This is a genomic window from Saccharopolyspora sp. NPDC000359, from assembly GCF_040300525.1.
GTDB lineage: Bacteria > Actinomycetota > Actinomycetes > Mycobacteriales > Pseudonocardiaceae > Saccharopolyspora.
The window spans coordinates 1-20,961 of sequence record NZ_JBEPDU010000081.1 but is presented as its reverse complement, the minus strand read 5'-3'; the positions used below and the strand labels follow the sequence as shown (position 1 = coordinate 20,961).

Here is a 20,961-nt window from a genome sequence, read left to right as displayed (position 1 = left end):
GTGGTGTTTTGTTTCTTATCCTTTTTCTTCCCATTGTTACGCACTCACGACCCCAAGCAGCGGGAGCGGAGAAGTGGGGTGGGGCGAACTCCTCGCCGCACACCGGCGACGAACGCCAGCCACCCACTCGACGGGCGAGAACGACGAGGTGCTGACGACCCAACCTTCGAGTCCCGCACCTGTAGAGCACCACCTGTGGACCTGGTTTCGGCTCCCGGGGCTGGCTTTCCAGCTGAGGTCGGCACCCGGAGCGGATGGCCTCAGCGATGTCGGTGGTGCAGCGCTGGTCGGCGTTCGAAGCTGAGCTGTTCCCGGTGACCGTGGTGCGGCGGTTTCAGTCGGCTCGGGTGGTCGCTGGGCGCGGTTGGAGGGGTGCCCGGGTGGCGGATCTTTTGCGTGGTACGCCACCCGGGCTGGTCGGGTCACCTGTCCTTGCGCATCACCGGGATCTCCTTGGTGTTCCCGGTGTCCTTGTGTGGCATGCGGATGGTGAGGATTCCCGCGTCGTACTCGGCCTTGATGTCGTCGGTGTTGCAGCCCGTCGGCAACAGCATCGTCCGGCTGAAGGTGCCGTAGTAGAACTCGCTGTGCTGATCGCTGCGCTGCTCGTGCCTACGCTCCGCGTGGATCTTGAGCTGGTTGCCCTCGACGTTGATGTGGATGTCCTCGTCCGGGTCCACACCGGGCAGCTCGCAGCGGATCACGTGGTCATCGCCCTCGGTGAAGGTCTCCACGCGCATCGCGTGGTGCTCGCCGAAGGGCCACTGCTCGTCGAACATCCGGAAGATGTCCGCGAGACCCGTGCTCGGCCTTGGCAGCAAGCTGGTCATGGTCCCTCCTCTCGACGAGTCGTTCGGACGTCGCACCCCTGCGCTACCCCGTTCGGCGCGCGGTCAAACCTCGTCCTGCGGAGGAGCATCTCCCGCGCGGCCGGGCTCGCGGGTGCTGCGGGCAGCGACCACATGGCCGATGAACAGGTCGTAGACCACGCCGCCGATCACCGCACCCACCAGCGGCCCGACGATCGGGATCCAGAAGTACCAGTTGAACCACTGGTAGCTGCCGGGAAGCGCGATGTCGCCCCAACCGGTCAGGAAGGTCCACAGCCGCGGCCCCAGGTCGCGAGCCGGGTTGATCGCGTACCCGGCGTTGGGGCCGAAGGTCAGGCCGATGGTGGTGACCACCATGCCGATCAGGAACGGGCCCAGGTTCGCCGTCGGCGCGGTGTTGCGCGTGTCGATGAGCGCGAAGATGAGCAGCACCAGCACCGCGGTGCCCACGACCTGGTCCAGCAGCGGCCCCCACCACGACCCGGCGAAGTACTTGGCCGGGAAGGTGGCGAAGATCGCGAAGGTGTCCAGCGACTGGTCCCGGGACAGCCCGGCCTCGGCGTTGAACGCGTCGATCGCCCAGCTGTAGGTCGCGTAGACCAGGGCCGCCGCGATGAACGCGCCGACCAGCTGCGCACCCCAGTACGGCACGACCTTCCGCCACGGGAAGGCCCGCCGCACCGCGAAGGCCAGCGTCACGGCGGGATTGATGTGCGCGCCGCTCACCCCGCCCGCCACGTAGACGCCGAACACCACGGCGAAACCCCAGCCGAAGGCGATGATCAGCCAGTTCGCCGGGCCGAAGGCGTCGGCCTGGCGACCGGAGCCGGGCAACCCGGCGACCGCGACCGCCACCGAGGCGCAGCCCAGCAGGATCAGCACGAACGTGCCCAGGAACTCGGCGAGCAGCTCGCCCCCGAGCCCTTCTCGGTAGCCGTGACGGCGTTGCCCTTGCTCAGCCATCGGTCGCTCCAGGAAGTGAGTGGTTTCCGCCTGCCGAGCGCTCGTCGGACCCGAGCTGTCCCCCATCGCTCCACGGAGTGTAGGTCCGCCCGCAGCCGCCCGCCGGACGCGAGCTCGGCCGGTGCACCGAGCCACGAGCAGTGGCCTTGAGCGGTGGCACGCGGTCGGGCCGGTGGAGACGCGAAGCGGGGCGGACCGGAACCGGCCCGCCCCGCTTCGCCGTCCCCGTCAGATGCGGGGGATCTGCTCCGTTGGCTGGTCGTCGACGGTGACCACCGCGGGAGCCGATCGGAACATCGGCAGCTGCGCCACCAGGTGCGTCGCCGTTCGGGCCAGCAGCAGCACCAGCAGCGTCGGCACGAGCAGGCCGAACAGGAAGCCGACCAGCGCGTCGTGCGGGTAGTGGGCGCCGACGAACACCCGGGAGAACGCCGTGCCCATGCCGAGCAGCAGGGCCGGGATGCCGAGCGACCGCCAGGCCACGAGCACCCCGAGCGCGGCCGCACCCGCGATGACCGAGTGGTTGCTGGGGAAGGACCAGTCGCCCGGCGGCGGGCAGGCGACGATGGTGCTCACCTGCATCACGCGGCACGGCCGCTCTTCCTCGACCACTAACTTGAACAGCTCGCTCAGGACGTAGGCGACCCCCACGCCCACGACGCAGAGCAGCGCGACCCCCAGCGACCGCGCGGACGTCCGCCGGGCTCGCCAACAGGCGAGCAGCAAGAATCCGAAGATCAGCACCAGTGCTGCCTCGGTGAAGAACGCGGCGAAGGTCTGCACCCAGGACGGGGCGTCGGCGGCGAAGCCCACCACGGCGCGGTACCACTCCGCGCTGATGTCGGGCACGCCTCCGGCCACGTCCGGACCGCTCGCTCCTGCCGCTGTCCGCCCGGCGTGCACCATTGCTGCCGATCGGTGTTCGAACACGTGTTGACCTGCCATCCCTTTCGAATGCCGAACCCCTCGGGGAGGGGCGTGGACGACGCCGCACCGGCGGTGGCGGGGGCACTTCGTGCACCTTCCGCGGGGGTGCTTCCAGTCGAATCCGCCGGGGCCGTCTCAGCAAGGGTAGCCAGGCGGGCACGGGGTCGTTCGCCGTGCGCGCTCCACCCCGTCGGCGACGAACTCCGACACGGCGCGCACCGCGTGCTGCCGCAGCAGGGCCACCACCGCCGGGTCCGGGGACGTCTCGGTCACCCGCACGCCGTCCGCGAGGCGTTCGACCCGCAGCTCCACCTGGCTGTGGTGCGCGAAGACGGCGGCGAACAGCGGGTCGCCCTGCCGGATCGCCGCGCCGCGCCGCAACCGGGACTGCATCTGCTCGACGTGCACGCGGATCCGCTCGGCCAGGTCCGGCGCTGAGCTCGTGGTGGTGGCCCGGATGCCGTACGAGTAGTGCTCGACCTCGCGGTGGATCTCCCCGTGCCGCTCCAGGAGGTCCTGGATGATCAGGGCGTCGTGCCAGAGCTCGGGATCGGTCGCGTCGGGCGTGAGCATCCAGTCGGGCAGCGGGGGAGTGCGCGGTGGCGGCTCGCACGCGGCGAGCAGCGACAGCGCCGCGGCGGCCAGGAACTCCCGGCGCGAGCAGGTGTGGTGCGACATGGCGGCCCCGTGGGACGTGCTCCCACCAGGGTGCCCCTGGTGCGGGTGCCGCGCAGCGGTCAGCGGGTCGGCAGCAGGCGCGGGACCGCGCGCACGTAGACCACCATGCCGATGACCTCGACCAGGGTCTGGGTGACCACGACGACCGCGGCGACGGCAAGCTGGTCCGGCAGGGCGAGGGCCAGCGGCAGCACCACCAGCGAGTTGCGCGTCGCGCCGGTGAACACCACCGCCCGGCTGTCCGATGTGCCCAGTCGGAACAGCCGCGCCACGACCATCCCGGCGAACGGCATCACGGCCAGGAACACCACGTAGTGCGGCACCACCAGTGCCACCTCCGCGACCCGGCCCTCCAGCGCCGGGACCTGGGAGGCGACCACGGTCAGCAGCGTCAGCGCCATCAACGGAACCATCGCGGTGCTCGCAGCGCCCGCCACCTTCCGCCCGACGGGCCGCCGCGCCGCCCACGCCTGGACTGCCCAGGCCAGCGCGAGCGGGATGGCGATGAGCGTCAGGAACGCTTCCAGGAACGGCCCGACCGCCACCACGTCGGCCAGGTCGCTGCCCAGGAACGCCAGCAGGAACACCGGCAGCAGGAGCAGCTGGGCGAGCAGCAGCAGCGGAGTGGCCGCCAGCAGGCGCCGGTTGTCGCTACCCGCGAGCCCGGAGAAGACGATCACGTAGTCGACGCACGGCGTGAGCAGCACCAGCAGCACGCCCAGCCGCACGGCCAGGTCGGTCGGCAGGAACCCGAAGAGCACGGCCACGACCAGCGGGACCACGGCGAAGTTGACCACCAGCACTGCGGCGAGGAAGCGCCCGGCGCGCAGCGAGCGAACCAGCTCCGCCGCCGGGACCTGCAGGAACGTCACGAACAGCAAGGCGCCCAGCGCCGGGTTGATCAGCGGTCCGAGACCGCTGCCCACCGGGGGTGCCCACCAGCCCAGCAGCGCGCCGAGGGCGATCGCGGCGAGGTAGATCCCGACCTGGTGGCGCTCCAACCTGGCCACCACGCCCAGCTGCTGTTGCACGTGCGCTCCTCCCGACCCGTCCATTGTGGTCGCCGTCCGGGCCGGGAGGAGCGCTGGGTGGATCAGGTGCGCGCGGCTGGCTCCGCCGCCGCGATCTGCTCGACCAGCTTCGAGGTGAACGCGGGCAGGTCCTTCGGTTGGCGGCTGGTCACCAGGTTGCCGTCCACGACGACTTCCTCGTCGACCACCTCGGCCCCGGCGTTGCGCAGGTCCGTGCGGATGCTGTGGTACGAGGTCAGCCGACGGTCGCGCACCACGTCGGCCTCCACCAGCGTCCACGGACCGTGGCAGATCGCGCCGACCGGCTTGCCGGAGCCGACGAAGTCCCGGACGAAGCCCACCGCGGTGGCGTCGCTGCGCAGGTTGTCGGGGTTGATGGTGCCGCCCGGCAGCACCAGCGCGTCGTAGTCGTCCACCGCGGCGCCGTTGACCTCGCGGTCGACGGGGTAGCGGTCGCCCTTGTCGATGTCGTGGTTCATGGCCTGGATCTCGCCGCCGTGCGTCGAGAGCAGCTCGACGTCCGCCCCGGCGTCCGCCAGCGCCGCGCGCGGCTGGTCCAGCTCGACCTGCTCGACCCCGTCGGCGGCGAGGATGGCCACCCGGCGCCCGCGCAGCTCGTCGGTCATCGTCCCCACTCCTCTCCCTGGTGTTCGGGGGAACCGGTGCGGCTCCCGGGACCAGCGTCCCCGCTGCGGGGCGCGGCTAAACCCGGCGGGCCGGGATAATTGATCGGTTGGTCTGGAAAGCGGTACGGTCCGGGGATGGCCAGGACCAAGGAGTTCGATCCGGACGTGGCGCTGCAACGGGCCCTGGAGCTGTTCTGGGAGCGGGGCTACGAGGCCACTTCGACCGCGGAGCTGGTGTCCCACCTCGGTGTGGCGCGGGCCAGCATCTACGCCACGTTCGGTGACAAGCGACAGCTGTACCTCAAGGCGCTGGAGCGCTACCTGCGGATCACCGACGAGTCGGTCGTCGAAGCGCTGTCCGCGGGGTCCGCGCTGGAGGGGGTGCGCCGGCTCGTCGACCGCTACGCGGCGAAGGCGGTCGAGGACGCCGACCGGCTCGGCTGCATGGTCGTCAACGCGGCCGTGGAGTCGGCTTCGCGGGATGCGGACGTGCAGCGCCTGGTGGCGGCGAGCTGGTCGTTCCTGGAGGCGTCGTTGACCTCGGCGTTGGCCCGTGCGCGCGCCGAGGGGGACCTCCCGCCGGATCGGAATCCCCGGGCGCTGGCCCGAATGCTGCTGGTGTTCTTCCAGGGCATCCAGGTGATGGGCCGGGCGCCCGCCGACGCGGACCGGATCCGCGACGCGGCCGCCCAGGTGTGTGCCCTGCTGGCTTGATCCGGCCATTATTGACTGATCGATCTCGAATGATCTAGCTTGTGCGCTAGCGGTGATGCGGAGTTCGCCGCTATATAAGATCGATCAGTCTAGTTTCAGGAGTTTGTCATGGGAGCCCGGTTCGACGGCAAGGTCGTGTTGGTCACCGGAGGTGCGGGCGGCATCGCCCGCGTCACCGCGGCCGCGTTCGCCCGCGAAGGGGCGGCGGTGGTGGTCAGCGGGCGCAACTCCGAGCCGCTCACCGGAGTGGTGCGGGAGATCACCGACGCGGGAGGCCATGCCGACCACGTCGTCGCCGACGTCTCCGACCCGGAGTCGGTCGCGCGGATGGTCAGCACCGTGGTCGAGCGGCACGGCGGGCTCCACGTGGCCTGCAACGCCGCCGGGATCCTCGGCGACGCCGCCCAGGTGGCCGACCTGCCTGTCGAGACCTGGTCGCGGGTGCTGGCGGTGAACCTCACCGGGACCTTCCTGTCGATGCAGCACGAGATCGCGCACATGCGGAAGCACGGCGGCGGTGCCGTGGTGAACATCGGGTCCAACATCGGCGTCCTGCAACGCCGCCCGGGCCTCGGCGCCTACGCGGCGAGCAAGGCGGGAGTCAGCGTGCTGACCCGCACCGCGGCTCGCGACCACATCGCCGACGGGGTGCGCATCAACGTCGTCAGCCCGGGCGCCACCGACACCTCGATGTCCTACCTCCCGGGGGAGGACCGCGCGGCGCGCGATGCGCGGATCGGGGCAGCGGTGCCGTCCGGGCGCGTCAGCACCCCGGCGGAGGTCGCCTCGGCGGTGCTGTGGCTGGCCTCCGACGACGCGGCCCACGTGGTCGGGCACGAGCTGGTGATCGACGGCGGCGCCACCGCCTGAGGGAGCTCAGTCCCGCGCGGCTGTGGGCCAGCGGGCGCCGTTCTCCCAGTAGGTGCTGATGCTCTCCAGCGAGCGGCCCTTGGTCTCCGGGGCGAACCGGTGCACGAAGACCCAGGAGACCGCCGCCAGCGCCAGGAAGATGCCGAACGTGGTGGCTCCCCCCAACCCGTCCATGAGCGGCAGGAAGAACTGCGCGACGATCAGGTTCGCCACCAGGTCGGCGGTGAGCATCAGCGACGCGCCGAGGGCGCGCAGCCGCGCCGGGAAGCTCTCCGAGGCGAACACCCACACCAGCGAGCCGAAGCCGAAGTTGAACCCGGCGGTGAACACCAGGATCGCCGCGAAGCCCCACCAGGAACCGCCGCCGTCCAGCGAGTCGGTGGCGAACACCAGGATCATCGCCAGGCTGGCGGCGATCATCGCGGTGATCCCGCCCAGCAGGATCGGCCGCCGCCCCACCCGGTCCACCACGAACAGCGACCCGATGGTGGCCAGCAGCGCCGCGCCCTGCACGATCGCGGGCAGCCCGATCACCGTGGCGTTGCCCTGGAAACCCATCTGCTGGAAGATGATCGGGCTGTAGTAGGTGATCGCGTTGATCCCGGTGATCTGCACCAGGAAGCCGAGGCCGAGCACGAACAGGGTGGCCGTCGCGTACGGCTTGCGGAACATCTCGGCCAGCCGCCCGCTGCGCTGGTTGTCGATGTCGGCGCGGATCTCGGCCAGCTCGTGGTCGACGTCGGCGCCGGGGTCGACCAGCTGCAGCGTGCGCCGCGCCTCCTCGTGGCGTCCTTTGAGGACGTACCAGCGCGCCGTGTCGGGCAACCTCACCAGCAGGAACAGCACCAGCACCGACGGCACCGCGGACAGCGCGAGCATCAGCCGCCAGTTGCCCGACCCGGCCAGACTCCAGTCCACCAGGTAGGCCAGGAGGATGCCGGCCACGGTGGCGAGCTGGTACCCGACCACCAGCGCGCCGCGGATCGCCGCCGGGGCCGACTCGGCCAGGAAGATCGGCGTCACCACCAGCGACAGCCCGATGCTGATGCCGAGGAAGAAGCGCGAGACGTCCAGCCACAGGATGTCGGAGACCAACCCGGACCAGACCGCGAAGACCGCGTACCCGGCCACCACGACCAGCATGGTCGCCTTGCGCCCGATGGCGGTGGCCAGCTTCCCGGCCAGCAGCGCGCCGACGATGTTGCCCGCCACCAGCACGGTGGTAACGCTGCCCTGCAGCGCCGGGGAGAGGTCCATCTCCTCGGTGATGAACAGCAGGGCACCGGAGATGTTGCCGATGTCGTAGCCGTAGACGATGCCGATCGTCGCCGCAGCCACGACGATCCGCAGCGCCAGCGGTGAGGTGGCGCCCAGTGCGGGGGAGGCTCCGGACATGACACCCTCCTTGTGCGGTGAGCTTTCCGGTGGACTTCCAGGGGCGCCGCGCGTCGCGAGAAGCGCTGCGCCAGAGCGGTTTCAGGGCAGCACGACGGATCGGCTGAGGTGGCGCGGCCGGTCGGGGTCGACACCGCGCCGCTCCGCCAGCCCGACCGCGAGCAGCTGCGCGCGGACCAGGTCGGCCATCGGGTCGGTGGCGTGCTGGACGAACGTGGCACCGGTGCGCCGGACCTCCTCGGCCAGACCGGGGGGTTCGCTGCCGAACAGCCAGGTCGCGCGTCCGGGCTCGGCGATGCTCACCGGCCCGTGCCGGTACTCCAGCGCCGGGTAGGACTCGGTCCACGCCCCGGCTGCTTCGCGGAGCTTGAGCGCCGCCTCGTGCGCGAGGCCCACCGACCACCCCGTGCCGAGGAACGTGAACTGCTCGGCTGCCAGCAAGTCCTCGGGCAGCTGCGCGACGAGGACTGCTTCGGCCTGGTCGGCGGCCTCGGCGGTGCTGTGGCCCAGGTGCGCGCGCAGCAGGGCCAGAGTGCTTGTGGCGAAACGGGTTTGCACGACCGACCGCTCATCGCAGAACGACAGGTCGACCACTTCGTCGGCGACACCGCGCAGTTCGGCGGGGGCCGCGGTCAGCACGATTGACGTGCCGCCCACCTCGGACAGCAGCTGGTGGACCTCGGTCGTGGTGCCGGAGCGCGTGATGGCCACGACCCGGTCGTAGTGCCGCGAGCGCGGCATCTCCGAAGCAGCGAAGGCGTCGGTGGTGCCGTGACCCGCCTGCTCCCGCAGCACGGCGTAGGACTGCGCCATGAACCAGGACGTACCGCAGCCGACCGCGGCAACGCGCTCTCCTGGCTGCGGGAGCACGTCGCGCACCGCCGGGGCGAGCTCGGCGGCGCGCCGCCAGCAGGCGGGCTGGCTGGTGATCTCGGACAGGGTGGCTGACTGCGCCATCGCGCGTTCCTCCGGGCCGTCGGCGGATGAGGCAGCGCGAGCTTATGGTGATCGAAATTGATGGAGCAATGCTCCATTCGATCACAATTGAGCAGTCAGGCGGAGTGCACGGTGGTCCCGGCCACTTCGAAGGCCTGCACCACCTCGGCGTCGACCCCGGTGTTGGTGATCAGCGTGTCGATGGTGTCGGTGCCGCAGATCTGGGCGAAGGCGCGGCGGTTCAGCTTGGAGCTGTCGGCGACCACGACCACCCGCGCCGCGCGCGAGGCCATCAGCCGGTTGATGCTGGCCTCGCCCTCGTGGTGCGCGAACGCGCCGTGCTCCGGGTCGATCGCGTCGACTCCGAGGAACAGCAGGTCCAGGGTGATCTCCCGCAGGATGTGGGTGGCCAGCGGGCCGGTGAGCTCGAAGGACTGCTGTCGCGCCACGCCCCCGGTGACCACGATCTTGACGTGCGGGCGCACCACCAGCTCGTTGGCGATGTTGAGCGCGTTGGTGACCACGGTGATCCCCGGGTCCCCCTGCTCGCCGAGGTCGGGCCGGGTGGCCAGGCTGCGGGCGACCTCGGTGGTGGTGGTGCCGCCGTTGAGCCCGATCACCATGCCCGGCCGGACCAGGCGCGCGGCCGCGGCGCTGATCCGCTGCTTCTCCGGCGCGTGCCGGGCGGCCTTGTGCCGCAGCGGCAGGTCGTAGGCGATGCTGGTGGCCACCGCGCCACCGCGGGTGCGGGCCAGCAGCTGCTGCTCGGCGAGGTGGTCGAGGTCGCGCCGGATGGTGGCGGCCGAGACGTCGAGCTCGGCGGCCAGCTCCTCGACGTCGGCGCGTTCGCGCTGGCCGACGATGTCCAGCAGTTTGCTCAGCCGTTCGTGCCGGTTCATGGAGGTTCGTCCGTCCTCGTCGTGCGTAGCGGTGGCGGGACCCCAGCTGCCCCTGGGCCACGGGTGCCCCTCCCAGGCCGCAGCTGGAAAGCCGCGCCGGTGCGAGCTGCAGTTCGCAGGCAACCTACTACGAGCGCGCGGGTCGCGGTCCGCGCGGCGTGCCTCCGAACGGATCAGTTGCGAAGCCGCCGCGCGCCGGTACTGCGCCGATTCACGATGTGCGATTGTGCGTGAACTTACGTGAATACACGCAGTTTCACGCAGGAGGAATGATGGTCGAGCTTCCGCGCAGTGCCCTGTCCCGGCGGTCCCTGCTGCGCTCCAGCGCGGCAGCGGGGGCCGGTCTCGGACTCGCCGGACTGGCCCCCGGCGCAGCCGCGGCGCAGAACCCCTGGCCCGCGGCCAAGGGCGAAACCATGATGGGCGTGCCGTTCGAGGCCCACGACGTGGTGCGCGTCGGCATCATCGGCGTCGGCAACCGGGGCTCGAGCATGCTGCCGCTGTTCCTGGAGCTGGACGGCGTCGAGATCACCGCGGTGTGCGACACCAGCGCCGAGGCCGTCGAGCGCGCGGCACGCGCGGTGGTCGAGCAGGGCAGGCCGGAACCGGCCAGGTACAGCGCGGGCGAGCACGACTTCGAGAACCTCCTCGCCCGCGACGACGTGGACTTCGCCTACATCGCCACGCCGTGGGAGTGGCACGCACCGATGGCCGCCGCGGCCATGCGCAACGGCAAGCACGTCGGAGTCGAATGCCCGCTCGGCGTCACCGTCGACGAGCTGTGGGAACTGGTCGACGTCTCCGAGCAGACCCGGCGGCACTGCATCCAGCTGGAGAACTGCTGCTACGGCCAGAACGAGCTGCGGGTGCTGCGCATGGCCCACGACGGCATGTTCGGCGACCTGCTCTACGGCGCGGGTGCCTACCTGCATGACCTCCGCGACCTGCTGTTCTCCAAGACCTACTACGCGGGGCAGTGGCGGCGGGCGTGGCACACCAAGCTCGACGGCGACCTGTACCCGACGCACGGGCTCGGCCCGGTCGCGGCCTACCTGGACGTCAACCGCGGCGACCGGCTGGTGCGGATCACCTCGATGAGCACCCCGGCGCTGGGGCTGGCGGCCTACCGGCAGGAGCACCTGCCACCGGAGGACCCGGCCTGGCAGGAGCGCTACGCCAAGGGCGACGCGACGATGAGCCTCATCCAGACCGAGCAGGGCCGCGTCATCCACCTCGTGCACGACGTCTCCAACGGCCGCCCCTACAGCCGGTTGAACCAGCTGCAGGGCACCAAGGGCGTGTTCGAGGACTACCCACCGCGGATCTACCTGGAGCCCACCAGCACCCCGCACGAGTGGGGCAACTGGGACGACCACGCCGAGCACGACCACTGGCTGTGGAAGGAGGTCGGGCCCGGACCGGGCGGGCACGGCGGCATGGACTACCTGATGCTCTACCGCCTCGCACAGACCATGCACCTGGGCCTGCCGCCGGACATCGACGTCTACGACTCGGCCATCTGGAGCGCCCCGTTCGCCCTCAGCGCCCAGTCCATCGAGCGCGGCAGCGCGCCGGTCGAGTTCCCCGACTTCACCCGCGGCCGCTGGCGCACCCCGCACCCCGGCACCGATTCACCCAAGCCCTGAGCATTCGTTTTCCCGGTGGGTGGGCGGCCCCGACCGCCGCCCACCCGTTCCCCGAGTGCCGGGTGGAACCCCCGACGCCCCACCCGACCGCACGCCCGCTGTTCTCGCAGGTCAGCAGGGCGTGCTGGGAAAAGCGTGCGGGTTGTTCGGCCATTGTGCAAGGGGTGCCCGGCGATTTCGGGCGTATCGAGCGCCACATCACCGGTCGCGGGGGGTCGCTTCGCAACCACGTTCGGCAGCGGCGGCCGGCACCATGTGTCCTCAACCGCTCGTGGCCTCCGGTGGCCATGGCAGAGCGCAGGACCACCCTCGTGACCGGAGCGACCGGCAACGTGGCCGACCGCTCGTCGAACAACTGCGCGCCGCCGGGATCTCCGCGTCGCAACATCGAGATCTTCCAGCAGGTGCGTCGGAACCCGCCCATCGCGGGAACACCGTGCAGGAGGTGACCGGCGGGCCAGCCCGGACTTCCGCGTGCTGGGCCGAGGAGAACGCCGGCGCCTTCCGCTGACCGTCCGATGTGGTGGCCGGTGCGCCCGGGTCAGGGCAGCAGGCCCTGGCGGCGGGCGGCCACCACCGCCTCGTGCCGGGTGTGGACGTCCAGTTTGTGCATGGCGCTGCGCAGGTAGGCCTTGACCGTCTCCGGCCGCAGGGACAACCGGCTGCCGGTTTCGGCGTTGGTGCAGCCCAGCGCGACCTGGGAGAGGACGTCGAGTTCGCGCGGCGTCAGGTTCGCCGTCCGGGTCTCCTCGGACGGCGAGGCCAAGCCCGCCAACCGGTCGCACGCGTGCTGCAGGCGGTCGCGCAGAGCGGCGTCGGCGAGCCCTTGCGCGATGGCGCGGAACTCCGCGTGCAGCTCCCGCACCTCCTCCAGCGCCACCTGCTCCCGGGGCGTGGTGGTCTCCGCCGCGCGCAGCATCCGCAGGCGGCGGTCGACCTCGTCGCGCACGGCGAGCTCGTCGGCCAACCGGCGCGTCACGCCCACCACGACGTCGACAGCCCGGTCGCCCAACCTGGCCGCCCCGCGCGCCGCGCCGTAGAGCACCCCGCGCACCGCACCGCTGACCAGGACAGGCGCGGCGACCACCGAGCTGATCCCCTCGGCGAGCACCGGCGCGTCGTAGTCGTGGCTGATCGTCAGCGCGGTGGCGTAGTCGCTGACCGCGTCCGGCCTGCCCCGTGCCAGCACCTGCCCGCCCAGACCAGCCGCCGCCCGGACCTGGAGCCCCTTCAACATGGTGGTGCGCACCCCGGCGAGCTCGGACAGGCGCAGCGCGCCTCCGGTGGCCTGCCCGCCGAAGGACACGGGCATGCCAGCCCGCTGCCGCACCGCGCGGACGGCCTGGCGGAAGGCGTCGCCGTCGTCCGGGCGCAAGAGCGCGTCACCGCCGGTTCGCACATCCACCCCTTTCCGGGGGTAGCTGGGACTGCTGTGTGGCGCGGAGCATAACGCCCGGCAACGCCGGGGCAAAGAAGCCGGGAAAGGGGTCGACCGTGAGCACTGAGCTGAGCACCACGCCGAACACCGCACCAGGGGCCCGGGTGGCCGAACTGCTCGCCCGGTACGACACCCCGGACGCCTGCGCAGCCGACCTGCTCTGCGACGACCACCCGGCCCACGCGGTCGCCTTCACCGTCGTCGAACCCGACCTGTCCAGTCAGGACATCACCTACGGCCGGTTGCGGCGCGACTCGGCGAAGTTCGCCGCCGCGCTGGCCGACCTGGGCGTGGCGCCCGGCGACGCGGTCGCCGTGCTGATGGGCAAGTCCGCCGACCTCGTCGTGGCGCTGCTGGGGATCTGGCGCCGCGGCGCGGTGCACGTGCCGCTGTTCACCGCCTTCGCACCACCGGCCATCGCGCTTCGGCTGCGTGCCAGCGGCGCGAAGGTCGTGGTGGTCGACGCCGACCAGCGGGCGAAGCTCGCGCCGGGCGAGGACATCCCGGCCGATGCGCCGTGGCGGACGATCGTGGCCGGTGACTCCTCCGACGAGCAGTCGCTCGCCGCGCTGCTGGACCGCTACACCGGCGACGAACCAGGCGGCCAAGCCGTGGCGCTGGGCGGCGACGGGCTGCTGGTGCAGCTGTTCACCTCGGGCACCACCGGCACCCCGAAGGGGGTTCCGGTGCCGATCCGCGCACTGGCCTCCTTCCATGCCTACCTGGAGTTCGGGCTGGACGTCCGGGCTGACGACGTGTTCTGGAACGCCGCGGACCCGGGCTGGGCCTACGGCCTGTACTACGCGGTGCTCGGACCGCTGGCCGCCGGGCGGCGCAGCATCCTGCTGCACGCGGGCTTCTCCGCGGCCCGCACCTGGCAGGTGGTGCGCGAGTTCGGGGTCACCAACTTCGCCGCCGCGCCGACCGTCTACCGCAGCCTGCGCACCGACACCTCGGCCGACCCCACCGGGATCCGGTTGCGCCGCGCGTCCTCGGCGGGGGAGCCGCTGACCCCCGAGGTGGTGTCCTGGTCCGAGCGGGAGCTGGGCGTGACCGTGCGCGACCACTACGGGCAGACCGAGCACGGCATGGTGATCGGCAACGCCTGGGCCGACGGGGTCCGCGACGAGATCAAACCGGGGTCGATGGGCGCGGCGCTACCTGGATGGTCGGCGGAGGTGCTCGACGACCACCGCGACGAACCGGCGCCCGCTGGCACCGCCGGGCGGATCGCGGTCGAGGTCGCCACCAGCCCGCTGATGTGGTTCACCGGCTACACCGGCGCGCCGGAGAAGACCGCGGAGCGGTTCACCGCCGACGGCCGCTGGTACGTGACCGGCGACGCCGGGTCCCGCGACGCCGACGGGGCGTTCTTCTTCTCCTCCCGTGACGACGACGTGATCATCATGGCCGGGTACCGGATCGGGCCGTTCGACGTGGAGAGCGTGCTGGTCCAGCACGAGGCGGTGGCCGAAGCGGCGGTCATCGGCGTACCCGACGAGCTGCGCGGCGAGGTCCTGGAGGCGTTCGTGGTGCTGCGGTCGGGGGAGAGCGGCGGCGACGAGCTGGTGACCGAGCTGCAGCAGCTGGTCAAGCGCAAGTTCGCCGCGCACGCCTACCCGCGGTCGGTGCACTTCGTCGAGCAGCTGCCCAAGACGCCCAGCGGCAAGGTCCAGCGCTTCGTGCTCCGCCAGCAGCGCCGGTGATCACCAGCCGGGTTCGCCGGTGATCTCGGTGCAGACCAGCCCGTCGCCGTCGGCGGGCGTGCCGTGCAGCGCCCGCGCGGCGAGCTGGTCGACGTCCAGGCAGCGGTCCGGGTGGCCGTCGACCAGCAGCGGAGCGCGCTGCGGGCCAGCGGCGGCGTAGGCCAGCACGCGCTGCGGTTCGCTGCCGTCGGCCAGCTGGATCCGCTCGTCCCCGTGCAGGTGGACCAGCCGGTACCGGACCTCGCGGCCCTCGCACTGGTCGAGCACCCGCCGCTGCTCCGGGGTGGCGAACCAGAGCGCGTGCTCCTCGACCACACCGGGCGCGGCCACCAGCACAGCTGGCCGCTGCCCGTCGTGCTGGCGCAGGCCCGCGGCCCACACCGCGGAGAGACCGGTGCAGCGGGCGGTGAGCACCACCACCGGACCGGACAGGCCCAGCTCGGTGCGCAGCCAGGTGACCTTCGACGGGCAGGCGTTCGACCCGTAGGCGAGCACGAGCTGGCGACCGCGCATCGGCGCGGCACCGCGTTCTGCGAGCCAGTCGTCCAGACAGCCCTCGTCGCTGACGCGCCAACCGGAGGGCACGGAGGAGTCCGAGGCCAGCGCCCGGCCGACCCCGTCGAGGTGGACGAACGAGAAGCCCGGCCGCGCGCCGGGGTAGGGGATCGCGGGGTAGTCGGCGTCGTGGAACGGTGAGCGGACTGCGGGCAGCTCGGACATCGACGCCCAGCATCCCGTCCCGCCCGCCTCGCCGCTATGAGCGCCACCACGATCGCCCGCCGGAGAACCCGATCAGCGCAGCGGTGCGCCGCTGGCGCGGGCGCGGACGGCGGTGGCGGCGCAGCCGATGACGACCACGCCGCCCAGGACCGTGGGCCAGCTCAGGTCCTCGCCGAGGAGCAGAGCGGCCCAGCAGATGTTCATCACCGGCTGGCTGAGCTGCACCTGGCTGACCTGCGCCATCGGGCCGATGGCCAGGCCGCGGTACCAGGCGAAGAAGCCGAGGTACATGCTCACCACGGCCAGGTAGGCGAACGCGGCCCACTCCACCGCTGTCCCGCTCGGGGGATGCTGCGCCACCGCGAGCAGCGACCCGGCCGCGTAGGGGCGGTCATCAGCGGCGCGGCCAGCACGAGCGCCCACGACGCGGTCTGCCAGGCGCCCAGTTCGCGGGCGAGCAGCCCGCCCTCCGCGTAGCCGACCGCCGCGGCCAGCACCGCACCGAACAGCAGCAGGTCGGACCAGTGCAGGCCGCTGAGGCACGGCCACCACGGCGGTCGCGGCGGGCAGCACGGCGATCACCACGGCGCCGTGGCTGGCCGGGGCGGTGGTGAGCGCGAAGGAGGTCAAGCCGAGATTCGGATCCGGAGGAGCTCGCCCGAGCTTTCCAGCGCTCCGGGGCTCGGGCCTTCTACGCGCAACCGAACTTCGCCAACCCGACCGGCGCGAGGTGGTCCTCCGACCTCGGTGACGAGGTGCTGGGGGTGGTGCGCCGCCACGGCGCGTTCCTGATCGAGGACGACTCGGCGCACGACTTCGGCATCGACACCGGCCCGGCACCGCTGGCCACCCGCGACAGCAGCGGACACGTGGTCTACCTGCGCTCGCTGACCAAGAGCGTGTCCCCGGCGGTGTGCATCGCCGGGATCATCGCCCGCGGCCCGGCCCGCGAGTGCATCCTCGTCGACGCCCACGCCGAATCCATGTACATCAGCGGGGTGCTGCAGGCCGTGGCGCTCGACGTGGTCACCCAACCGGCCTGGCGCACGCACCTGCGCACCCTGCACCACCAGCTGGCCGCGCGCCGCGACCTCCTCGTCGCCGCGCTGCGAGAGCACGTCCCCGGCGCGCACCTGGATGCCGTGCCGCAGGGCGGGCTGAACCTGTGGGTCCGGCTGCCGGACGCAACGGACCTGCCCCGGTTGGCCCGGGACTGCGAGGCCGCCGGGGTCGTCATCGCCCCGGGCGACGGGTGGTTTCCCGCCGAACCCACCGGACCGCACCTGCGGATCAACTACGCGGGTCCGAACCCCGGGGCGTTCCCCGACGGCGCGCGAGTCATCGGCGAGGCGCTCGCCGAGCAGGCGCGGTAGTTCACCAGTCGCGGCGCTCCATGGTGGTGCCGGTGACCTCCACGTCCTCCCAGGACGGTTCCGCGGGTGGCGCAGGCGGCTCCTCGGCCTCTTCCTCGACGCTGTTGAGGAACTCCACCATCGCCGCGGCCACCTCGGGCCCGCACCCGGCCTGGATCGCGACCACGCCCTGCTGCAGGGAAGCCATGCCCGCCTCGCCGGTGAGCCGAGTGATCTCCGCGGCGAGCCGTTCCGGGCCGAGCGCGAGCGCCTGGTCGTCGATCTCCAGGCCCACCAGCATCCCCTGCAGGTCCACCTGCACCGCGATGCCCGAGCCCCGCGCGCTGCCGCGGACCGCGTCCAGCCCGGCCGAGAGCTCGGTGGACGGCACGATCGTCTCGGCGACGTCGATCAGCTCGTCGAGGGTGCGTTCGTCCTCGGCCATCAGCGCCTCCCCGCTTCGTCGGCCCCGGTGTCGCCGGTGGCCAGGCCCAGCGCGGCGAAGTCCGCGTCGGACAACCCCTCCGCCTGCGCCCGGATGGCCGCCTCGGCCTCCCGGTTGGCGTGCTGGGCGGCTTGCCGCACCAGCGCCAGCACCGTGCTCGCCAACCTCGCGCCGCCCAGCTGCAGCGCCGCGGGCTCCAGCTGCACCGACCTGAGCGCGCCGCCCGGTGCGACCGCGACCGAAACCCCATCGCGCTGCGCGCGTCCGATGATCGTCACTTCGGGTGCACCCCTCCGTAGAACATCTTGGCGTGGTCGGGCAGCGTGTAGGTGCGCTGCTTGACCTGGTCGCCGGAGTTGCCCTCGATCGTGGTGATCTTGTTGCCCTCGACCTTCTCGATGATGCCGATGTGTGTGCTGGCGCCCTGGCCGGGACCGCTGCCGAACAGCAGCACGTCGCCGGGGCGCGCCTTCTCGGCCAGGTCGCCCCGGTCGTAGGCGGTGCCGTGCTCCTGGCCCCACTTGTAGACGTCGCCGGTGAACCCGTACTTCGGGATGTCCACGCCCGCTTCCCGCCACATCGAGGTGGCGAAGTAGGAGCACCACGGCTGACCGGTCGGCCCCCACTTGTTCTGGTTGTTGGGGCCCTCGTGGAAGCCCAGGTGCTTGCGGGCGTTGTTGAGGATGTCGTCGACCTTGCCGGAGTTGCCGTCCTTGCCGCCGGGCTTGTCGTCCTTGCCGCCGGGCTTGTCGTCCTCCTGGGGCCGGGGCTTGTCCTTCTCCGGGTCGGCCACACCGTCGGAGTCGAGTTCCTTGAGCAGCGAGCGCAGCTTCTTCGCCGCCTCGGTCATCTCGTCGCGGGCGTCCTTGAGCTCGCCGCCGGACTGCTTGATGTACCCGCCCGCCAGGTCGGCGACCTGCGCCACCGCCTTCATCAACCCGGCCGGTGCGGCGATCCCGGCCGCGGCCAGCCCGGCCTGCACCAGTTGACCGGCCTTCTGGACGAAGTCCTCGACGAGGTTGCCGACGTTGCCGTGCCGACCCTCCAGCGCCTTGGTGACCTCGGCGACGATCCGGGCGCCCTCGGCGCTGGCCTTGGCGGTGACCTCGAGGTCGTTGTCGAACTTGTCCGAGCGTTTCTCCAAGCCCGCGGTGGCATCGCTCTTCCAGCTGCTCAGCAGGCTGCTGGTGGCCTTCCCGTGCGCCTCCCGCTGCTCCTGGATGGCGTTGGCCGCCGATTCGAGGGCGGCCTGGGCGCGCTGGACCTCGCCAGCCTTGCCCTCGAGCTTGCCCTGGTGGGCCAGCAACTCGCTGGCGAACCTCGTCGCGACTCCGTGTGGGTCCACTGAGATCTCCCTGATCACTTCATGAGGCGCTTGAGCTCCGCGGCGGAGCGCTCGTCGATCTCCTGGTAGGTCTTGGCCGCGTCGGTGGTGCCCGCGGCGAGCTTGCGCGCGTTGGACCCGGTCGTGCGGACCTGCTTCTCCAGGCTCTTGCTGAAGTTGCCCAGCGCGTCGGAGAAGCCGGTCTCCTCGCCGACCTTGCCGAAGCTGTCCTTGGCGATGCCGGTCACCGAGTGCACGGTCCGCTTGCCGATGCCGTCCAGCTCGTCGGCGATGCCCTCGGCCTGCTTGGCGTACTTGCGCAGCGCTTCGGGGTCAGCGGAGAAGCCGCCGGACCCACCGGGACCGCCTCCCTGGCCGCCGCCCTGCCCGCCACCGGAACCGCCGCCGGAGCCCTGCCCGACCTTCTTGGCCGCCTTCTCCGCCTCGTCGAGGTGCTTCTTGTAGGCGCCGTTGGTGTAGGTCGACCACGGCCCGAAGTCCTTGCCGCCGTTGGCGATCTCGTAGGCGGCCTTGGCGTTCTCGCCGGGGTCGAGGAGGTCCTTGTCCGAGCCGAGGTCGAACTGCTCGCGGCGGGCGGGCCCCAGGTCGCCGAGCATGTTGATCTGCCACAACCCGTAGGAGTCGTCCGGCGGGGTGTCGTTGTGCGAGCGGGGGTTCCCGTCGGACTCGGCCATCGCCACCGCCACGGCGGTGGACAGGTTCTTGCCCCGGAAGCCCGCGTCGTAGGCGTGCTGCGCGATCTGTTCTGCGGTCAGCTTGCTCACGAGCTGAGTATGGCGCGCAAGTTGCTGGCATCAGCGAATTTTCGGAAACTTTGGGCCGTCCGGGCAGGTTTCGCCCGAAGGGGGCGCCCGGATGGGGCCGTTCGGCCCAACCGGTTGGGCCGAAATCGCACCTCGGTACTCCGTTCGGGCTGGGCTCAGTCCCGGTGCATGTCCCAGGCGAGCAGGGCCACGTGCAGGGACACCAGCGATTCCGGGGTGTCGAGGGAGACGCCGAGGAGCTGCTCGACGCGGGACAGCTGGCCGTAGTACGCCGTGCGCGACAGGTGCGCCGCAGCCGCGGCAGCGGACTTGTTGCCGCCGTGCCGGCACAGCGAGCGCAACGCGTCGAGGAGCCGCTCGTTGCCCAGGACCGGGCCCAGCTCCCGCTCGGCGAACGCGGTCAGCCGCTCGTCGCCGCGCAGCAGGTGCAGCAGCCCGCGCAGGCGGACGTCGTCGAGCCGGTGGAAGTCGCGGGTGCCGTCGTCGACGTGCAGCGCCGCCTCCGCGACCTGCGCGGCCTCGGTGAGCGTTCGACGCGCCCCGGAGATCGACCCCACGGCGGTGCCGACGGCCACCACCAGCGGCAGGGCGGCAGCTCGGCGGATGTCCGCGGCGAGCCGGTGCAGCGCGGCGTCCACGTCGACGCCGGACAGCACCACCACGGCGTGCACGGTGAGGTCGTCGACCACCCCGACCAGCACCGGCAGCTTCGCCTTGCGCGCGGCCAGCGCGGTCGCCTCGGCCAGGTCGCGCAGCGCCTGCTGGGTCTCCAGCGCCGGTGCCGGGGTGGTGGTGGTGTGCGGTCGCACCGCGATGCCCACCAGCGGACCGTCCAGCGGCACCCCGAGCCCGGCGGCGCGGGCGGCCAGGTCCGCGGTCGCGGTGCTGCCCGCGAGGAGCTCGGTGATCAGCGTGCGGTGGGTCTGGCGCTCCAGGCTCTCCCGGTCCCGCGTGACCAGCCGGTTGACCGCCAGCGCCGAAGCCGCCCGCTCGGCGACCACCACGTGCCGGTGCGCGGGTTCCGGCCCGAGCACCACCAGCCGCCCCCAGTCGTCCCCGCGGGCCCCGACCACGGTGGTCAACCACTGGCGGTCCTGGTCGTAGGAGGTCCGGCCGGACTGCACCACCGCGCGGGAGCGCTCCGACCACTCCGACAGCAGCGCGACCGGGTCCTGCCCCGCGGCGTCGTAGGCCAGCACCTGGTGCGCCATCGTCTCCAGCACCACCGGCCGCTCGAGGATGCGGGAGGCCTCGCGCAGCACGGACGCCGGTTCGGCGCCCGAGGTGGTCAAGGCGGTGAAGGTCTCGTGGATCGCGTGCGTGGCGCGCAGCTCGGCCAGCTGGGCGTCGCGAATGCGGGCCACCACGGCCTCGGTGACGCTGACGAACTTGGTCTCCTCCGACAGCGTCACCAGCGGCAGGTCGTGCCGGTGCGCCGCGTCCACGAGCGCGCTCGGCACCCGCTCGCGCCAGCGGCGCACCAGCTCCACGACCAGCCCGCAGGCCCCGGCCGCGGCCAGCTCGTCGACGTAGCGGACCAGCTCGGCGGGCTCCTCGGGCAGCGCGATGCCGGTGGTCAGCACCAGCTCGCCGCCGCTGAGCAGCGCCGCGATGTCGGCGATCTCGGCGACGTGCACCCACCGCACCCGGCCGTCCAGGCCCGACGCCCCGGCGAC

At 71.9% G+C, this 20,961-nt stretch carries 21 protein-coding genes and 1 pseudogene; 5 read left to right on the top strand and 17 right to left on the bottom strand.

What is annotated here, in order from left to right; all coding sequences use genetic code 11:
• Positions 1 to 422: 422 nt before the first annotated feature.
• The 6 genes from ABT324_RS32015 to ABT324_RS31990 form a co-directional block, all read right to left on the bottom strand.
• Positions 423 to 830, bottom strand: a complete 408-nt coding sequence (locus ABT324_RS32015; RefSeq protein ID WP_351185167.1) for an Hsp20/alpha crystallin family protein — start codon at positions 828 to 830, stop codon at positions 423 to 425.
• 63 nt (positions 831 to 893) lie between these two features.
• The gene (locus tag ABT324_RS32010; protein ID WP_351185164.1) at positions 894 to 1,793 is read right to left on the bottom strand and encodes an MIP/aquaporin family protein; all 900 of its coding nucleotides are present in this window, start codon (positions 1,791 to 1,793) and stop codon (positions 894 to 896) included.
• Positions 1,794 to 2,021: 228 nt separating this feature from the next.
• Positions 2,022 to 2,642 carry a phosphatase PAP2 family protein gene (locus ABT324_RS32005; protein WP_351185161.1) on the bottom strand — a complete coding sequence of 207 codons (621 nt, stop codon included), beginning with the start codon at positions 2,640 to 2,642 and terminating at the stop codon, positions 2,022 to 2,024.
• 213 nt (positions 2,643 to 2,855) lie between these two features.
• Complete coding sequence (locus tag ABT324_RS32000; protein WP_351185158.1) at positions 2,856 to 3,398, bottom strand: hypothetical protein; 543 nt, start codon at positions 3,396 to 3,398, stop codon at positions 2,856 to 2,858.
• 59 nt (positions 3,399 to 3,457) lie between these two features.
• Positions 3,458 to 4,429, bottom strand: a complete 972-nt coding sequence (locus tag ABT324_RS31995) for a bile acid:sodium symporter (RefSeq protein ID WP_351185155.1) — start codon at positions 4,427 to 4,429, stop codon at positions 3,458 to 3,460.
• Between the two features lie 62 nt (positions 4,430 to 4,491).
• Positions 4,492 to 5,055, bottom strand: a complete 564-nt coding sequence (locus tag ABT324_RS31990; RefSeq protein WP_351185152.1) for a type 1 glutamine amidotransferase domain-containing protein — start codon at positions 5,053 to 5,055, stop codon at positions 4,492 to 4,494.
• Positions 5,056 to 5,190: 135 nt separating this feature from the next.
• On the opposite strand from ABT324_RS31990, the gene ABT324_RS31985 reads away from it, so the two are divergent.
• On the top strand, positions 5,191 to 5,769 hold the full coding sequence (locus ABT324_RS31985) for a TetR/AcrR family transcriptional regulator (RefSeq protein ID WP_351185149.1): 579 nt from the start codon (positions 5,191 to 5,193) through the stop codon (positions 5,767 to 5,769).
• A gap of 108 nt (positions 5,770 to 5,877) precedes the next feature.
• Positions 5,878 to 6,639: an SDR family NAD(P)-dependent oxidoreductase gene (locus ABT324_RS31980; RefSeq protein ID WP_351185146.1), complete on the top strand. Its 762-nt coding sequence runs from the start codon at positions 5,878 to 5,880 to the stop codon at positions 6,637 to 6,639.
• Positions 6,640 to 6,645: 6 nt separating this feature from the next.
• Here the strand turns inward: ABT324_RS31980 and ABT324_RS31975 are convergent, their stop codons facing one another.
• From ABT324_RS31975 to ABT324_RS31965, 3 genes are all read right to left on the bottom strand, one after another.
• Positions 6,646 to 8,034: a sugar porter family MFS transporter gene (locus tag ABT324_RS31975; protein WP_351185143.1), complete on the bottom strand. Its 1,389-nt coding sequence runs from the start codon at positions 8,032 to 8,034 to the stop codon at positions 6,646 to 6,648.
• Between the two features lie 81 nt (positions 8,035 to 8,115).
• The gene (locus tag ABT324_RS31970; RefSeq protein WP_351185140.1) at positions 8,116 to 8,991 is read right to left on the bottom strand and encodes an SIS domain-containing protein; all 876 of its coding nucleotides are present in this window, start codon (positions 8,989 to 8,991) and stop codon (positions 8,116 to 8,118) included.
• 95 nt (positions 8,992 to 9,086) lie between these two features.
• Positions 9,087 to 9,869 (bottom strand): DeoR/GlpR family DNA-binding transcription regulator, encoded by a 783-nt coding sequence (locus ABT324_RS31965; protein ID WP_351185137.1) that lies wholly within the window; start codon positions 9,867 to 9,869, stop codon positions 9,087 to 9,089.
• Between the two features lie 272 nt (positions 9,870 to 10,141).
• Between ABT324_RS31965 and ABT324_RS31960 the strand changes: the two genes are divergently transcribed.
• Complete coding sequence (locus ABT324_RS31960) at positions 10,142 to 11,515, top strand: Gfo/Idh/MocA family protein (RefSeq protein ID WP_351185134.1); 1,374 nt, start codon at positions 10,142 to 10,144, stop codon at positions 11,513 to 11,515.
• A gap of 541 nt (positions 11,516 to 12,056) precedes the next feature.
• On the opposite strand, the gene ABT324_RS31955 is transcribed toward ABT324_RS31960, so the two are convergent.
• Positions 12,057 to 12,920, bottom strand: a complete 864-nt coding sequence (locus tag ABT324_RS31955; protein WP_351185131.1) for a helix-turn-helix transcriptional regulator — start codon at positions 12,918 to 12,920, stop codon at positions 12,057 to 12,059.
• 89 nt (positions 12,921 to 13,009) lie between these two features.
• On the opposite strand from ABT324_RS31955, the gene ABT324_RS31950 reads away from it, so the two are divergent.
• Positions 13,010 to 14,659 carry an AMP-binding protein gene (locus ABT324_RS31950; protein ID WP_351185128.1) on the top strand — a complete coding sequence of 550 codons (1,650 nt, stop codon included), beginning with the start codon at positions 13,010 to 13,012 and terminating at the stop codon, positions 14,657 to 14,659.
• Here the strand turns inward: ABT324_RS31950 and ABT324_RS31945 are convergent, their stop codons facing one another.
• Together ABT324_RS31945 and ABT324_RS31940 are read right to left on the bottom strand one after the other, a co-directional pair.
• On the bottom strand, positions 14,660 to 15,379 hold the full coding sequence (locus ABT324_RS31945; protein WP_351185125.1) for a gamma-glutamylcyclotransferase: 720 nt from the start codon (positions 15,377 to 15,379) through the stop codon (positions 14,660 to 14,662).
• A 72-nt stretch (positions 15,380 to 15,451) separates the two neighbouring features.
• Positions 15,452 to 16,009: a DMT family transporter gene (locus ABT324_RS31940; RefSeq protein ID WP_351185122.1), complete on the bottom strand. Its 558-nt coding sequence runs from the start codon at positions 16,007 to 16,009 to the stop codon at positions 15,452 to 15,454.
• A 74-nt stretch (positions 16,010 to 16,083) separates the two neighbouring features.
• Here ABT324_RS31940 and ABT324_RS31935 point away from each other — a divergent pair.
• Positions 16,084 to 16,752 (top strand): annotated as a pseudogene (locus ABT324_RS31935) (aminotransferase class I/II-fold pyridoxal phosphate-dependent enzyme); the annotation flags it as partial.
• Position 16,753: 1 nt separating this feature from the next.
• Here the strand turns inward: ABT324_RS31935 and ABT324_RS31930 are convergent.
• The 5 genes from ABT324_RS31930 to ABT324_RS31910 form a co-directional block, all read right to left on the bottom strand.
• Positions 16,754 to 17,176 (bottom strand): hypothetical protein, encoded by a 423-nt coding sequence (locus ABT324_RS31930; protein WP_351185119.1) that lies wholly within the window; start codon positions 17,174 to 17,176, stop codon positions 16,754 to 16,756.
• Entirely contained in the window at positions 17,176 to 17,454 is a 279-nt protein-coding gene (locus tag ABT324_RS31925) for a YbaB/EbfC family nucleoid-associated protein (protein WP_351185116.1), read from the bottom strand. The genes ABT324_RS31930 and ABT324_RS31925 overlap by 1 nt, the downstream gene beginning before the upstream one ends.
• Entirely contained in the window at positions 17,451 to 18,521 is a 1,071-nt protein-coding gene (locus tag ABT324_RS31920) for a CHAP domain-containing protein (RefSeq protein WP_351185113.1), read from the bottom strand. Before ABT324_RS31920 ends, ABT324_RS31925 begins: the two co-directional genes overlap by 4 nt.
• 14 nt (positions 18,522 to 18,535) lie before the next feature.
• Positions 18,536 to 19,285 (bottom strand): type VII secretion target, encoded by a 750-nt coding sequence (locus ABT324_RS31915; protein WP_351185110.1) that lies wholly within the window; start codon positions 19,283 to 19,285, stop codon positions 18,536 to 18,538.
• A gap of 155 nt (positions 19,286 to 19,440) precedes the next feature.
• A partial coding sequence (locus ABT324_RS31910) for a PucR family transcriptional regulator (RefSeq protein WP_351185107.1) occupies positions 19,441 to 20,961 on the bottom strand: 1,521 nt, incomplete at its 5' end.

Coding starts and splice junctions, on each gene's coding strand:
- ABT324_RS31980 (WP_351185146.1), top strand. CDS start 5,878: ATGGGAGCCCGGTTCGACGGCAAGGTCGTGTTGGTCACCGGAGGTGCG.
- ABT324_RS32015 (WP_351185167.1), bottom strand. CDS start 830: ATGACCAGCTTGCTGCCAAGGCCGAGCACGGGTCTCGCGGACATCTTC.
- ABT324_RS31930 (WP_351185119.1), bottom strand. CDS start 17,176: ATGGCCGAGGACGAACGCACCCTCGACGAGCTGATCGACGTCGCCGAG.
- ABT324_RS32010 (WP_351185164.1), bottom strand. CDS start 1,793: ATGGCTGAGCAAGGGCAACGCCGTCACGGCTACCGAGAAGGGCTCGGG.
- ABT324_RS32000 (WP_351185158.1), bottom strand. CDS start 3,398: ATGTCGCACCACACCTGCTCGCGCCGGGAGTTCCTGGCCGCCGCGGCG.
- ABT324_RS31945 (WP_351185125.1), bottom strand. CDS start 15,379: ATGTCCGAGCTGCCCGCAGTCCGCTCACCGTTCCACGACGCCGACTAC.
- ABT324_RS31965 (WP_351185137.1), bottom strand. CDS start 9,869: ATGAACCGGCACGAACGGCTGAGCAAACTGCTGGACATCGTCGGCCAG.
- ABT324_RS31970 (WP_351185140.1), bottom strand. CDS start 8,991: ATGGCGCAGTCAGCCACCCTGTCCGAGATCACCAGCCAGCCCGCCTGC.
- ABT324_RS31985 (WP_351185149.1), top strand. CDS start 5,191: ATGGCCAGGACCAAGGAGTTCGATCCGGACGTGGCGCTGCAACGGGCC.
- ABT324_RS31960 (WP_351185134.1), top strand. CDS start 10,142: ATGGTCGAGCTTCCGCGCAGTGCCCTGTCCCGGCGGTCCCTGCTGCGC.
- ABT324_RS31975 (WP_351185143.1), bottom strand. CDS start 8,034: ATGTCCGGAGCCTCCCCCGCACTGGGCGCCACCTCACCGCTGGCGCTG.
- ABT324_RS31990 (WP_351185152.1), bottom strand. CDS start 5,055: ATGACCGACGAGCTGCGCGGGCGCCGGGTGGCCATCCTCGCCGCCGAC.